The 13,953-nt window shown below is 69.3% G+C and carries 11 protein-coding genes; 3 read left to right on the top strand and 8 right to left on the bottom strand.

The window, feature by feature from the left end:
• Positions 1-5: 5 nt before the first annotated feature.
• The 3 genes from ACSMXO_RS25655 to ACSMXO_RS25645 all read right to left on the bottom strand — a co-directional run bounded on the left by ACSMXO_RS25655 (position 6) and on the right by ACSMXO_RS25645 (position 4,500).
• On the bottom strand, positions 6-1,082 hold the full coding sequence (locus ACSMXO_RS25655) for a cellulose binding domain-containing protein (protein ID WP_455414105.1): 1,077 nt from the start codon (positions 1,080-1,082) through the stop codon (positions 6-8).
• 384 nt (positions 1,083-1,466) lie between these two features.
• A complete protein-coding gene (locus tag ACSMXO_RS25650; RefSeq protein WP_455414104.1) occupies positions 1,467-3,026 on the bottom strand; it encodes a glucuronyl esterase domain-containing protein in 1,560 nt (519 codons plus the stop codon).
• Positions 3,027-3,039: 13 nt separating this feature from the next.
• Complete coding sequence (locus ACSMXO_RS25645; protein WP_455414103.1) at positions 3,040-4,500, bottom strand: non-reducing end alpha-L-arabinofuranosidase family hydrolase; 1,461 nt, start codon at positions 4,498-4,500, stop codon at positions 3,040-3,042.
• A 327-nt stretch (positions 4,501-4,827) separates the two neighbouring features.
• Between ACSMXO_RS25645 and ACSMXO_RS25640 the strand changes: the two genes are divergently transcribed.
• Positions 4,828-5,874: a LacI family DNA-binding transcriptional regulator gene (locus tag ACSMXO_RS25640; protein WP_455414102.1), complete on the top strand. Its 1,047-nt coding sequence runs from the start codon at positions 4,828-4,830 to the stop codon at positions 5,872-5,874.
• Between the two features lie 328 nt (positions 5,875-6,202).
• Here ACSMXO_RS25640 and ACSMXO_RS25635 read toward each other — a convergent pair whose 3' ends face one another.
• Together ACSMXO_RS25635 and ACSMXO_RS25630 are read right to left on the bottom strand one after the other, a co-directional pair.
• Positions 6,203-7,336, bottom strand: coding sequence for a zinc-dependent alcohol dehydrogenase (locus ACSMXO_RS25635; protein WP_455414101.1), 1,134 nt, complete (start codon positions 7,334-7,336; stop codon positions 6,203-6,205).
• Positions 7,337-7,413: 77 nt separating this feature from the next.
• Positions 7,414-7,845, bottom strand: coding sequence for a tautomerase family protein (locus ACSMXO_RS25630; protein ID WP_455414100.1), 432 nt, complete (start codon positions 7,843-7,845; stop codon positions 7,414-7,416).
• Between the two features lie 106 nt (positions 7,846-7,951).
• On the opposite strand from ACSMXO_RS25630, the gene ACSMXO_RS25625 reads away from it, so the two are divergent.
• Complete coding sequence (locus tag ACSMXO_RS25625) at positions 7,952-8,536, top strand: TetR/AcrR family transcriptional regulator (protein WP_346256859.1); 585 nt, start codon at positions 7,952-7,954, stop codon at positions 8,534-8,536.
• Between the two features lie 403 nt (positions 8,537-8,939).
• Here ACSMXO_RS25625 and ACSMXO_RS25620 read toward each other — a convergent pair whose 3' ends face one another.
• The 3 genes from ACSMXO_RS25620 to ACSMXO_RS25610 form a co-directional block, all read right to left on the bottom strand.
• Positions 8,940-10,679, bottom strand: coding sequence for a cellulose-binding domain-containing protein (locus ACSMXO_RS25620; RefSeq protein ID WP_455414099.1), 1,740 nt, complete (start codon positions 10,677-10,679; stop codon positions 8,940-8,942).
• 225 nt (positions 10,680-10,904) lie between these two features.
• A complete protein-coding gene (locus tag ACSMXO_RS25615) occupies positions 10,905-12,542 on the bottom strand; it encodes a glucuronyl esterase domain-containing protein (RefSeq protein WP_346262419.1) in 1,638 nt (545 codons plus the stop codon).
• Positions 12,543-12,600: 58 nt separating this feature from the next.
• Positions 12,601-12,792 carry a hypothetical protein gene (locus ACSMXO_RS25610; RefSeq protein ID WP_455414098.1) on the bottom strand — a complete coding sequence of 64 codons (192 nt, stop codon included), beginning with the start codon at positions 12,790-12,792 and terminating at the stop codon, positions 12,601-12,603.
• A 783-nt stretch (positions 12,793-13,575) separates the two neighbouring features.
• Here ACSMXO_RS25610 and ACSMXO_RS25605 point away from each other — a divergent pair.
• Positions 13,576-13,953 carry a PadR family transcriptional regulator gene (locus tag ACSMXO_RS25605; protein ID WP_455414097.1) on the top strand — a complete coding sequence of 126 codons (378 nt, stop codon included), beginning with the start codon at positions 13,576-13,578 and terminating at the stop codon, positions 13,951-13,953.

The raw sequence follows: 13,953 nt of genomic DNA, 5'->3' as shown, positions 1-13,953 counted from the left end.
TCCAATCAGGGGCTGGTGCAGGCGACGCCCGTGGGAGCGGTGGCGCCGTTGCCGTTGGCGACGTAGCCGAAGGTGGTCGTGCCGCTGGCGGCGAGGCTCCCGTTGTACGGCGCGTTCCGCACGCTGACCGCACCGCTCGTGCCGGTGTTGACGCCGTTCCACAAGTTGGTGATGCTCTGTCCACTGGCGAGGGTCATCCGGACGGTCCAGCCGGTGATGGCCCCGGTGCCGGCGCGCACCGTCACCTCGCCCTGGAACCCGCCGCCCCACGAGTTGACCGTCCGGTACGTGGCGGCACAGGCACCGGTCGGCGGCGTGGTCGGTGGCGCGCTCGTGGGTGGCGCGCTCGTGGGCGGTGTGGTCGGTGGCGGCGATGTGGGGGTGCCGTCGGTGATGCTGCGCGGCACCGCGCGCAGCGCGTTGAACCAGACGGTGGCCATCTTGGCGTAGCCGCCCGCGTTGGGGTGCACGCCGTCGGCCAGGTCGCCAGCGCCGAGCGCGGGGTACATGTCCACGAAGTGCACCCGCTTGCCGGCGTTGACCTTGCTCTGCACGATTCCGGGTATCGCCGCGTTGTAGGTGCGTACCTGGGAATCGGCGCCGTTCAACCGGATGATCGAGGCCACGAAGACCTCGGCCTCCGGCGCGGTGTTGGTGATCTTGTCGATCAAGGTGGAGAGTCGTTGTGGCGCGCCGGCGGACTGGCTGAACATGTCGTTGGTGCCGATGTGCAGCAGTACGGTGCGCGGGGTGGTGGCGCGTAGCCAGTTCACCACGTTGGCGTCGATCTGCGCGATGGTCCAGCCGGAGTGGCCCTGGTGGTCGTGGTCGCCGAGGCTGGGTGGTCCGTTGAACTGGGAGCCGACGAAGTCAATTCTGTATCCGCCGGCGACGAACTTCTGCCACAGTTCGATCCGGTAGCCGCCGGGCACGTTGAGGCCGTCGGTGATCGAGTCGCCAAGTGGCATGACGCGCACGCCGCCGTTCGACTCGGCGCTGGCGGGGCCGATGGCCAGCAGTGTTCCGGCGACGGCGATCGCGGCGGCCGACGCTGCGGCGAGCAGGCCGCTCATCCTTCGCATGGTGGGTCCTCCTGTGCGTCCAGTAGGGATGGGTGGTTGATCATGTGAGTGGTGGACGGCTTGTTTCGTAAGCTCGTCGTCGCTTGCCGGTGGAAGTCAGGTCCGGCTGGCAGCCAGGCGGCCCGGTAGCGGGCTGGCGGTTCAGGGAGTACGCGAAGCGCCGGTTGGCGATCTTCATCGGGAAGCGGCACAAACGCCGCCGACGCTTCGGCCTCAACGTGGTCGCCAATCGCTCGCCCAACCAGTGCGGCCTGATCAGCGTTGGAACCGTTGTCGCACCCAGGGCTTCCACACCTTGGCGGGAGAAACCGAATGCCGGCGGAATGCAGACCCTCGGCTCTACCGTCAGGAATCATTACTCCTCCAGTTCCCGACCCGACTCGGTTAGGGGCTCGTGCAGGTGAGTGCGGGCGTCGCCGGGTTGCCGCTGGCGAGGAACCCGAACGTGGCGGTGGCGTTCGGGGCGAGCGAGCCGTTCCAGGACGCGTTCCGCACGCTGCTGCCGCTGAGCGTTCCGCCCCAGACCTGGGTGATCGACGGGGCGGTGGACCACCGCACGGTCCAGCCGTTGATCGCGCTGGCGCCGGCCCGTACGGTCACCTCGCCCTGGTAGCCGCCCTGCCACGAGTTCACCGTGCGGTAGCTGGCGGAGCAGGCCCCGACCGGCTGCGACGTGGGTGGCGTGGTCGGGGGAGTTGTGGGCGGGGTTGTCGGTGGGGTCGTGGGCGGCGTGGTCGCCGGCGGAGTGGTGGGGCCGCCGCCGGTGGGAATGGTCCACGGGATGGCGGCGGTGCTCGGCGGGTACGGCACGTTGTTGAACGTCCGCGTCACGTTCAGGCCGCGCAGGTACTTGTCGGCGAAGTCCATGATCGCGTTGTAGTCGGCGATGTCGATCTGGTGGCCGCCCGGACGGTAGGCGATGCCGATCCGGTCCGGGACGCCGAGGTACTCGTACACCATCCGCGCCGCCCGGTAGCTGTAGCTGGTGCCGATCGGGTTGGTGCGGATGTCGGAGCCCTCGGTGCCGTTGGTGATCAGCAACAGCCGGGGCGCGATGAGAGCGCCCAGCTCATGCTGGTCGACCGGTAGCCGGGTGGCCTGCCCCCGGAAGGTGGCGAAGCGGGGGGTGAACCAGTACGCGGCGCCGAGGATGTCGTCGAGGGTCTCGTTGTTGCTGCCCGTGGAGGAGAAGAAGCGGTAGTTGCCCATCCCGGCCGTACCCGCGGAACCCGGCACGGTCAGAGCGATCCGGTCGTCGAACGCGCCCGCGACGGTGGCGGCCTTGCCGTACCGGGAGTAGCCGGAGACGCCCACCTTGCTGGTGTCGATCTGGGGTATCGCGCGCAGCGCGTCGAGCGTGCGGTGCACGCCCCACGCCCAGGCCATCAACACGCCGGCGTCGGAGTCGGGGTACAGCGTCCAGAACGCGCCAGTCTTGCTGGTGCTGTCCGCGGCGATGCTGTTCGGGTTGATGGTGACCTCGCCGTACCCGCGGCTCGTCGCGCTCGCCGCGAGCGGATTCAGCATGATGATGGCCGGATGTGGGCCGCCGCCGGCGGGCAGGCTGATACTCGCGTTGAACGACGCGGTCCGCCCGTTCGCCTGGACGGTGACGGTCAGCGTATTGCCGTTGCGGGTGCCGGTGACGCTGGTCGGCGCCGGCGGCAGGTGCCCGTACTCGTAGTACTGCAACAGCTCCCGCAACTGGTCGCGCCGACAGGCCCACTCCGACGAGCTGGTCATCCGGGTGCCGTCCCAGAACTTGAACGGGTCCGGCAGCTCGCTGACCGCCGGCAACGAGCCGGCGGCGGGCAGCGAGCCCGGTAGTGCGGAGCACGCAGCGGCACCCGCGGTGTCGGACCCGGCGGCGACGGCACCGGCCGCCACGAGTAGGCCGGCCACGCCGAGGACAAACCCCCGCCGCAGGCGAGAAATGCTGGTCACGATTGCCTCCCGGTCAGCAGGTGGAGTTGGTCTGGGTGAGCAGGCCGAGCCGCCAGGGCAGCCGGTTGTAGTCGCCGCCGGCGTTCGGGTCCAGGCCCTGGTACAGGTAGCGGATGTTGCAGGGGCTGAGCGGTTGGGTCTGGTCGTTGCCGGCGCGGATCGCTTCGCCGTGGCTGATGTCCCGGGTCCACGCCGTGCCGTCGAAGGTGACGTTGTTGGCCCGCGCGAACGGGTTCGCCTCGGTGTCGGCCAGGCCCGTCCAGGGGCCGGTGATGGCCGGCGCGGTCCAGGACCGGAACCAGCGCTTGCCGTCCGAGCCGATCGCCTCGTGGATCATCAGGTACGTGTCGGACCCGACGATCTTGTAGATGTTCGGCGCCTCGAAGAGCCGGTTCCGGGTGTCCTGCATCGCGATGACGGTGTTGGTCATGCCGTTCGGGAACTGGCCGACCGTCGTTTCGGACCGGTACAGGTGACCGTTGTCGTCATCGGAGAACAGGTAGCACTTCGCGGTGTCGCAGATGACCCACATGTCGACCCAGTAGCCGTTGCCGATGTTGTCCCGGATGATCTGCGGCATGCCGCCCGGGTAGAAGCGCTGCGGCGCGGTCCACGACTGCGGGTTGCTGATGTCGCTGGTGGTCGAGTACGCGGCGTTGTCACCGGTCTGGAAGACCAGGTACCAGCGGTTCTGCGGGGCGAAGAAGAACACGTGCGGCGCGGCCTTGTACCCGCCGCCGACCGGGGTCTGGTCCAGGTAGTGGTGCTGCGCCGAGCCGGCCTGCGACCAGTCGGTGAAGTTCATGTACACCATGCTGTAGTTGCCGTTGCTGTTCGCGGTGCTGGCGAAGACGTGGTACCGGCCGTTGTGGTACACCACCGACGGGTCCTTCACCGCGAGGATGTTGTGGCTGGCGTCCGACTTCGGCGCGATCAGCGGACCGGTCGACCGCCACCGGAAGCTGTTCGGCAGGCTGCCCGACGGCGGCGGCGACGTGGGCGGCGCGCTGGTGGGCGGGGCGCTGGTCGGCGGGCTGCTGGTCGGCGGTCCGGTGGTCGAGTTCACGCCGCCGGTGCACACGGTGCCGTTCAACGTGAAGCTGGTCGGGGCGGGGTTGCTGCCGCTCCAGGAGCCGTTGAACCCGAACGCGACGCCGGCGTTGGTGGCGATGGCCGCGTTGTAGCTCATGTTGCGGGCGACGACCTGGCCGCCGGACTGGGTCACCGTCGCGTTCCACGCCTGCGTGATCTGCTGTCCCGCCGAGTACGACCAGGTCAGCGTCCACCCGTTGATGGGGTCGCCGAGGTTGGTGATGGTGACGTTGGCGCCGAACCCGCTCTGCCACTGGGAGCTGACCGAGTAGTTGACCTGACAACCGGTGGCCGCGGAGGCCTGACCGGAGATGGCGACAGCCGTCCCGGCTACGGCCAGGCCCGCGACCGTGACGGTCGCCAGACGAGTGCGAAGTCGCATGGTATTGCGCATCTCGAACCCTTTCGGTCGGGGGATGAGGTCGAGAAAGTGAGCGTCGACATCGAGCGCCGAAGGACGCCGTTACTGGTCGATCGAGGTCGGCCCGCTGCGTGAGCATGCGGTACCGGTGCGCCGGGGCATCGCGGCGATGCCCAGCGATGCGGTCGTGGACTGCCACTCCGTCCGACCGCGTCCGGCTCGAAACAGTTAGCAGTATCAATGGAAACGGTTCGGTTGGCAACCCCGACACCCGCGAGGCATCGCGGAGCTGTCGGATGTGCCGTGATCGTCATCGATCTGATCGGGGCGGCCTCATACACTGCCGCTGTGGCGGAACGGATTGTGGAAGGCCAGCGGCGGGGCCGTCGGCGCGGAGAGTTGACCATCGCGACGATCGCGCGCCTGGCCGGCGTGTCGAAGCCGACCGTGTCCAAGGTGCTCAACGGCAGGACTGGCGTCGCGGTGGAGACCCGGCAGCGGGTCCAGGCGCTCCTGCGCGAGCACGGTTACCGGCGGCCCGACGCGGTGCCTCCCGCGGCCACCGTCGAAGTGGTGTTCCACGGGCTGGAGAGCAACCAGGCGATCAAGATCATGCGTGGCGTCGAGCGGGTGGTCCGCCAGCACGAGCTTGCCCTCGGCTTCACCGAGGTGAACGACGAAGGCGCCTCACAGGGCCGGCCCTGGACCGAATGGGTCCTGGCGCGACGCCCGATCGGGGTGATCGCCGTGTACCCGAACACCACCCCAGCGCAGCATGCGCAACTGGCCGCCAGCGCGATCCCACTGGTAACCCTTGACCCGACCGGAGAGCCGGTGCACCCGACCCCCTCGGTCGGTGCGACCAACTGGAGCGGCGCGATCGCCGCCGCCCGGCACGTGCTCGACCTCGGCCACCGCCGGGTCGCCGTGATCAGCGGACCGGCCGAATACCTCGGCGCGCGAGCCCGGCTGGAGGGCTGCCGAGCGGCGCTGGACGCCGCCGGCATCCCGCTGGATCCTCGGCTGGTGCGCACCGGACCCTTCAGCTTCGGGGCCGGCCGCGAGTTCGGCCGCGAGCTGTTGCGCCTGCCCGACCTGCCGACCGCCGTGCTGTGCGGCAACGACCTGCAGGCCCTCGGCGTGTACGCGGCCGCCGCCGAGCTCGGCATACGCATCCCACAGCAGCTGAGTGTTGTCGGCTTCGACGACATCGACACCACCAACTGGTGCTGGCCACCGATGACCACGGTGCGGCAGCCGTTCACCGAGATGGGCGTGACAGCCGCCCGGATGGTCGTCGCCCTCGCGGCCGGCGAGGCCTTGAGTCAGCCACGGACCGAGCTGGCCACCACGCTCGTCGTCCGCGACAGCACAGCGCCGCCGGCCCGATCCTGACCGCTTTGACCAAGCCGCGGGCTTGCCACCGGTATCTGCCTGGACCCGAGCCTCGGCCAGCGGGTGCCGCCGCGAAGTGCACCTGGAACCCACCCGAGCCGCCGGCTCGGACCGGCCGATCTCGGGGACGAGCACCGCATCGGTCAAGGTACGGGCCGACGTACGCCGTTGCTCCAGGTTCAGCCGCCCGGTCGGGGTCGTCACGGTGATCACAGTCATGGCGTCCCCCACGTCTATGACAGGCGTTATAGGTCACCTCGACTATAACGACTGTCATAGCGGACGGGAAGGCAGTCAACCGGGTTCTGACTAGTCAGAACCCGGCCGATCATGCCCGAGTTGGACCGACCCGGTCCGGCAGCCGCTCGCGTTGTAGGACGAGTTTCGTGGTCCGCGCCGGGTAGGCGCGAGGAGCGTCGTCCCAGTCGGCGACGATCGTGGTCACGTCCTCGGCGGGGAAGCCGGTGCGGTCGACGAACGCCAGCAGCTCGGGCAGGTCTGCGCGTGGGTGTGACACACCCAGGTGCAGGGTCACGTCGGTGGCGTACATCTGCATGAGCGGCAGCCGCGTACCTGATGCGAGGTAGTAACCCACCGCCGTACAGATGCCACCCGGAGCGAGCGCCCGCAGGGCGGCGCGAAGGCCGGCGGGACGCGAGGTCGCCTCGACGGCGACGTCGTATCCGCGCAGGCGGTCGGTCCGCGACAGCGGGCCGGTCCGCGCGCCGAACCCCTCGGCGATCCGCCGGCGTGCGGCGTCGTCGTCGAGGTAGTCGACGGCTGCGGCACCGTGGGCGATGGCCAGACCCGCCGCGTAGAGGCCGATGCTCTTGGCGCCGCCCCCGAGGATCACCACCCGGCCACCGCCGCGGTCGGTCAGCGGGGGCACCACCGCTCGCCAGGCGTCGGCGAGATTGTCGCTGGCGGCGGCCACCCGCAGCGGAGGGACACCCGCCGGCACCGGGACAAGCATGTGGTCCGCGTAGGGCACGGTCAGCGCGTCGGTGATCATGCCGCCGTAGTCACCGCTGGAGGGACCGAATCCGTACGCGGCGAGCGTCCGCCCGCGGGTCGCCGTGTCGCATTTGGAGGTGAGGCCGCGGCGGCAGGATCGGCAGGTACCGCAGGAGACCGCCCAGGGCACGATCACCGTCTGCCCGGCGCGGACGGTCTGGACGTTGGCGCCCACGGCGGTGACCTCGGCGACGCATTCATGGCCGATGCAGAACGGGCCTCGGAAGGGGACCCGGCCGCAGATCGCGGCGACGACGGGGTCGACGAGGCCGACGGCGATCCCGGCCTGCAGCGCTCGGGAGACCGGACGGTGGATCGGCAGGGTGTCGCCGTCGCAGCGTGCGGCGAGGAACGGCCGGACGATAGCGCCGTCCGGATCGACAGGTCCGGGCGGGGTCTGTGCTCGCCACGCGAGCCGGCCGCTGCGGACGAAGTGCAGTTCACGCATGGGTCACCGGTCGGACCGCACCCTCGGGTCGGGGGACGTCGCGCCATTCGACGGTGCGCCGCGCGACGGAGGTCAGCTCACGCATCGGCGCGCCGCGCCTTCGCCATGGCCATGAGGTCGGCGTAGCGGACGATCGAGCCACCGGCACCCCAGGTGCCCTCGGGCTGCTCGTGTACCAGCACCCAGACGTGAGAGGCGTCGTCAGGTGCCAGCCCGGCGGCCTTGAGTACGGTGTGCGTCACCTCCTCGACCAGACCCGCCTTGCGGCGCTCTGACAGGGCGCCCTGCGGCACGGTGACGTCCACGAGCAGGCGCGGCGCGTCGTCCTCGGCGGTGGTCTGGGCTCCCTGCGGCAGCTCGACCAGGTAGCTCCACGCCTGGGCGCGGAAGAACGCGGCGTCGGGCGCTCCCTCCCAGCGCAGCACGACCGCGGCCAGCTCGCGCTGCACACTCGCGCGGCCGTCCTCGGTCAGGCAACCGGCTGGAACCGTGAGCCGGATCATCGGCATCTCAGCTACCTCACTTTCCTGACGACGCACTATGACAGTCGTTATAGATGGCCTCACGCTAGGCTATGACGACCGTTATAGCCAGGGGTGGCAGGAGACTTCAGGCATGACCACCAGCAGCCCGCAAGCGCGCGACCGGATCGTCGCCGGTGCAGCCGACATGATCAGCCGCCGCGGTCTGAGCGCCACGAGCATCCGCGAGATGGCCAAGCACGCCCGGGCCCCGCTGGGCTCCACCTATCACTACTTTCCTGACGGCAAGCAGCAGCTGGCCACCGAAGCCGTCCGCTACACCGGCGACCTGGTCGCGCGGAGCCTGCGCAAGGAGCTGCGAGCAGGACCCGCGGCCGGACTACGCGCCTTCCTCGCCCTGTGGCGCAAGATTGTTGTCGACACCGACTTCCAGGCCGGCTGCCCCGTCCTCGCCGTCGCCATCGAGGAGCCCCCGCCCGGCGAGATTCCCCCCGCCCTGGCCGCCGCCGCCGAGGTCTTCGACGCCTGGGAGGACCTGCTGGCCGCATCTCTGCGCGAGCACGGCGCGGACCCCGAGCAGGCCGCGCAGATCGCGACGCTCATCGTCGCGGCGGTGGAGGGCACCGTGGCCATGTGCCGGGCCAAGCGCAGCACCGAGCCCTTGGACCGGATCGCCGTCCAGCTCCAGGCTCTCATCGGCGGCGCGCTCAGGTATTGACTAGACGGGCGGTGACAGACGCGATCCATGACGTACTGGGGACGGAAGTGGCTGAGCGGACGAGAGGCGGCCCCGAGTCTCGGCGCCGTTCGGTACACCTCGTTGCCTCGGCAGGCACGAAGGATCATCTGTGTGCCGGGGTGGGTGGCGATGTCCTCGCCAGGTACGGACGCCGGCCACGACACCAGGCCGGCCTCGATGGTGAGCAGCTCGGTCGCGGCCGAAGGGGGCGTCCAACGGCGCTGCTCAACTCGCAAGGCTCGGCCAGCCAGCTGTACACGCGAATCCAGTGACAACAATCGACAACCGATGGGCGGCTCAGCTCTTTGGCCTGCATGCGTTGGTTCAGCTGACGGGGGCCCGCGGCAGGTCAACCGCCGCGGACCCCATGCTCTTCAGTTGATCAGTTTGGTGCGTGGATCGCGTCCGCCGAGTTGCTGCCGTAGTCCTTGGTGGAGCCGCGGACGTACAGTGCGGTGCTGTTGTTGCCGGAGAAGTACTGCCGGATCGAGCCGGCGAACGGCGTGCTGGAGGCGTTGCGGCCGTACACGTCGGTGTAGACGGCGGTCGGGCCGCTGTTCTGCACCTGGAAGGTGCCCGGCCGGAACTCCCGCAGGGTGCCCTTGAACGGCGAGCGCGGGTCGTCCCAGGCGACCTGCTGCCCGGTCTGCTGGGTGATCTGCTTGACCTGGTCGCAGTAGCTACCACCCCTGAGGTCCGTGTAGCACAGGTCCACTATCCGGCCGTTGTTGTTCGGCTTGCTCGGGTCGTAGTAGCGCGACGGGTTGACCACGTAGAACAGCGGCGCGATCCGGAAGTTCAGTCCGGAACCTGTCACCTGGACGTCGGAGAACCAGAAGTCGTCCATGTCGGAGACGGTGAACGGCACCGGGTTGGGGTAGAGCGGGTCCTGGTGGGTGCGGCCTTCCCGGATCGCCTGCACGCAGCCCGGCTCGGTGATCAGCCGGCCCAGCGAGCGGGTGTCCGACGGCGAGTCCGCCGGCACCGCCGGCTTGACGTTGATGAACTGGCCGCCGAAGCCTGGGCATTCGCTCGGGCTGAAGCCGCCGGCCCGGCCGAGCGGGATCATCGCGTTGTACCGGGCCTCGGTGACCTGGCCGCCGTTGCTCGCGGTGCAGCGCTGGTTGAAGAGCAGTTCGTGGACGTTGTTGCTGAACGCGTCCGGCGAGTGGGTGCCCTGGTGGAACTTGAGCAGGGTGTCGCAGACGGCGATCGTGGTGCCCTGCGGCGGGAAGAAGCTGGTGCCGTTGTCACCCTGGATCACGTTGGTGTTGTTGACCGAGAGCACCTTGTGCCCGACGTGGTCCTCGTGCCGGTGGCTGTTCTCCGGCATGTTGTCCAGCATCACCTCGCTGGTGTAACCGAAGGCGGGCCAGCCGACGGTGCTGTACAGGTCCGAGGTGCGCGGATCGTCGCCGTGCTCGTGCCCGAACGAGCAACCGCTCGGATCGCGCGCCGGGTGCCAGGTCGGGTACACCTTGCCGTCCGGCCCGTACGCCCAGTAGCGCGCGTGGACCTCGCGCGAGCACTCGTTCGCCCGCGGTACGTAGCCGGTGCCGTCGGCGGCCGCGACGATGTGGTACGCCATGCTGTGCGCCGCGCCGGCCGGTGGCAGCGCCCGGCCCCAGCCGGCGTTGTTGGGCGGCGGTGTCGTGGGGCCGCCGCCGGTCGGGGTGGTGGTGGGGGTGCCGGTGGACGGGGCGCCGGTACAGGTGGTGCCATTGAGCGCGAAGCTCGCCGGCGCCGGATTGCTGCCGCTCCAGGAGCCGTTGAAGCCGAACGACGCGGTCCCGTTGGTGGCGAGATTGCCGTTGTAGCTGGCGTTGCGGACGGTAACCTGGCTACCGCTCTGCGATACGGTGGCGTTCCACACCTGGGTGACCTGCTGCCCACCGGTATAACTCCAGGTGAGCGTCCACGCGGTCAGCGGATCACCGAGGTTCGTTATGCTCACGTTCGCGGTGAAGCCGTTGTTCCACTGCGACGCGACCGTGTAGGTGACTCCACAGCCGGCGGCTGCGGCCGCCGGCTGCGCCGTGATCGCGGTGACGGTCCCGGCCCCGGTAACCACGGTGGCGGCGACCATGGCCGCCACCATGGACCGGTAACGATGAGTACGCATGGGCAATCCTCCTAAGGGACGAATGGCCGGGAACGACTTCCGGCAGAGGCTGCCCAGTGCCCAGCCGGGTTCCCGAATATCGGCAAACATCGATCAATATGGTGAGGCTTTGCGGTATCCGGCGGGCGCGCATTGACCCATCGGCTGCTCAGCGGCACCGTCGAGCTGGGCGGCGCTCGGTGAGCGGCCGGGTTGCCTGGCCGCCCACCGAGGCGCACAGGCGGATTACGGGCTGGCGCAGGTCGGCGACGGCGTCGTCGGGGCGCCATTGGCGAGGAAGCCGAACGTGGTGGAGGCGTTCGCGGCGAGCGGACCGTTGTACGAGGTGTTGCGGACCGTGACCGTGGATCCGCTGGTGCTCGACGTGCCGTTCCAGACCTGGGTGATGGTTTGGCCGCTGGCGAGGGTCCAGGACACCCGCCAGCTGTTGATCGCCGAATTGCCGGCTCGGACGGTGATCTCACCCTGGTGCCCGCCGGACCACGCGTTGACCGTGCGGTACGTCGCGGCGCAGGCACCGACCGGCGGGGTGGTCGTCGGCGGAGTCGAGGTCGGGGGAGTCGTGGGCGGGGTGGTCGGCGGGGTGGTGGGTGGCGGAGTGTTCGGGCCGTCGGTCAGCGTCGGCGTGGTCCAGTCCCGCCAGTCAGCCAGGTTGCCCGCAGCCCGGCTGGAAATCCGCATCACGCCAGCGGCGTTGCCCGTCTTGAGCAGGAACTTCTGGATGTTCTGCTGCAGGGGCGTCCGCCACTCGGCCCGGTTGGCACAGTGGCTGCCGTCCGCCACGTCGGACCAGTAGGTGATGTTGGCGCCGGCGCCGAGTGCCTTGTAGACCTCCGCGCCGCCCAGGGCGGCCACGCTCGCCGACCTGGGACCCAGGTTGGTGATGTGCGGGTTGTCCATGATGAACAGGCCGCGCGGCGCGATCATGGCGACCGCCGAGTGCTGGTCGACCGGCAGCGTGTTCGGGTTGCTGGTGAACGAGCCGAACGCGTCGCCCAGCCACGGCTGCTCGCCGTAGGCGCTGCTCAGGCTCTGCGCGCCCTCCCCGGGGATGCCGCGGAAGATGGGCACGCCGGCGCTGCCCGACTCGATCGGCATGGTCAACGCGATGCGCTGGTCGAAGACACCGACCGTGAAGGCGCCCTTGCCGAACCGCGAGCATCCCGTGACCCCGATGTCCGGGCGCAGGACGTTGCCGCCGGACTGCTCGATGACGTCGATGATCCGGCTTACCCCCCAGGACCATGCGGCCAGCAGGCCGGTGCTGCTCGTCGCGCCGTAGATGCTGTAGAACGCGCCCTGCTTGTTGTTCCGGGGGGTACCCTCGCGGCCCACCGCGTAGGGGTCGTAGTTGATGACGGCGGCACCGGAGGATCGGATGGTGGCCGTGTCCGCGCCGAACCCGCCCAGCACGACGACGGCCGGGAACGGGCCGCTGCCACCGTTGGTCGGCAGTTGAACGCTCGCCGAGAAGCTGGTGCTTCGGCCCTGGTCCGACACGTTCACCGTGATGCTGGAGTTCGAGACCGTGCCCGTGACGGTCGCCGGCTTCGCGGGCTTCTGGCCGTAGACGTACCGCTCAGCCAGCTCCTTGATCTCGGCCCGCCGGCACCGCCAGTCGGCCTTGGTAGTGATCCGGCTACCGTCAATCTTCCGGAACGGATCCGGAAGCCGGGAGTTGGAGGTCAACGAGACGTTGCCGGGCACCGGGCAGTCGGCACCCTCGTCTTCGACACCGGCCGCGGCGGCCGCCGCGGTGGTGGTTCTCGCCAGTACCGTTACCGCTCCAGTGATCGCGAGTGCCGCGATCGCCAGCACGATGATTATCGAACGGATGTTAGGGCGGCCCGAGCTAATGATCACTAGGTTCTCCTTTCAGATGGGGATGGAAGGGCGCGTTCTGCCGGCGGTCGACCGGTCGTCACGGGCTGGTACGCCGCAGGCCGGCGGGGGCGGTCGAGCCGTTGCCGCTGGCGGTGTATCCGACGGTGGTGGACGCGTTGCCGGCGATGGTGCCGCGGTAGGCGGCGTTCTTGACGGTGACCGCGCCGAACCCGCTCTGCCACTGTGAAACGGCCGCTGAACGAGTGCGAAGACACACGTGAGTGCGCATCTCGAACCCTTTCGGTGGGGGATGAGGTCGAGAAAATGAGCGTTAACCATCGATCGGCGACAGGATGCCGTCAGTGGCTGATCAAGAGATGGCAGCTTGCCTCGTGGCCGTGCGGCAACCCCGCAGAGCCCGGGACGTCGCAGCGACGTTCAGCGATGCGGTCATGGGCTGCCACTCCACCCGACCGTGCCCGGCTCGAAACAGTTAACAGTATCGATGGAAACGGTTCTCTTGGCAACCCCGGGACGGGCGAGAGCATCACGCGGCTGCGGCGCCACCAGGCGGGTCGTCGACGATGGCTGTGAAGTAGGAGCCCTTGCCTGAGATGACCGCCGGACCAACCCGCACCAGATGAAGTCATGCGGTTACGCAGCCCACGAACATCGCGGCAGACCATCTGCACGCCATGCGCATGGGCTTGACTGGCCACGGGGACGGCAGCGTCGCGCTCCACACCTTCGCAGCGTTCAGGCTGACGCGCGACCCGACGCGCCAACCGCCGCCCACACGACCTCATCCACGCCGTAGCCAGCGGCAACCCGACAACGCAATGACCCTGGCTGCCAGCACCGCAGCGCCGGCCCGTCGCCTGGCCAGCGGGTCGACACCGAGCTGGCCGAGCAGATCGCTGTCGTGCACGACGCCTCGGCCGGCACCTGCGGTTCCCTCAGGGTGCACGCCGGTCTAGCAGCGGTGCCCGGTTGACCGGCGTCGGGAGGCGCCAGTTGCCGGAGGCGCTCGGTGCTATTTGACAACACATAATAGCTCACTATTATGCGAGGCATGGTAGTTCCCGAGAACGTGACCGCCGCGGATCGGCGTACCCAGTTGCTTCGTGGGGTGCTCGACATGTGCATGCTCGCGTTGCTGGCCGGGGCGCCGACGCACGGCTACGAACTGGTCCGCCGTCTCAACGCCGCGGGCCTGGAGGCAGTGGGGTACGGCACCGTCTATCCCCTACTCACCCGGATGCGTCGGCTCGGCTTGGTGGCAGACGAACTCCAGGACAGCCCGAGTGGACCGGCTCGCAAGGTCTACCGGCTGACGCCGCAGGGCCACCAGGCGTTGGACGGCTGGGCCGGGCAGTGGGCCGGTTTCGTGGACACGATCAACGCCGCGCTCGCGGGCGTGGCGCCTTCGACGTCGAGTACCGAGGGGTGA

It is taken from the genome of Plantactinospora sp. DSM 117369 (assembly GCF_053764795.1).
This window is presented reverse-complemented; position numbering and strand designations above follow the sequence as displayed.

Coding starts and splice junctions, on each gene's coding strand:
- ACSMXO_RS25655 (WP_455414105.1), bottom strand. CDS start 1,082: ATGCGAAGGATGAGCGGCCTGCTCGCCGCAGCGTCGGCCGCCGCGATC.
- ACSMXO_RS25645 (WP_455414103.1), bottom strand. CDS start 4,500: ATGCGACTTCGCACTCGTCTGGCGACCGTCACGGTCGCGGGCCTGGCC.
- ACSMXO_RS25635 (WP_455414101.1), bottom strand. CDS start 7,336: ATGCGTGAACTGCACTTCGTCCGCAGCGGCCGGCTCGCGTGGCGAGCA.
- ACSMXO_RS25630 (WP_455414100.1), bottom strand. CDS start 7,845: ATGCCGATGATCCGGCTCACGGTTCCAGCCGGTTGCCTGACCGAGGAC.
- ACSMXO_RS25625 (WP_346256859.1), top strand. CDS start 7,952: ATGACCACCAGCAGCCCGCAAGCGCGCGACCGGATCGTCGCCGGTGCA.
- ACSMXO_RS25620 (WP_455414099.1), bottom strand. CDS start 10,679: ATGCGTACTCATCGTTACCGGTCCATGGTGGCGGCCATGGTCGCCGCC.
- ACSMXO_RS25610 (WP_455414098.1), bottom strand. CDS start 12,792: ATGCGCACTCACGTGTGTCTTCGCACTCGTTCAGCGGCCGTTTCACAG.
- ACSMXO_RS25605 (WP_455414097.1), top strand. CDS start 13,576: ATGGTAGTTCCCGAGAACGTGACCGCCGCGGATCGGCGTACCCAGTTG.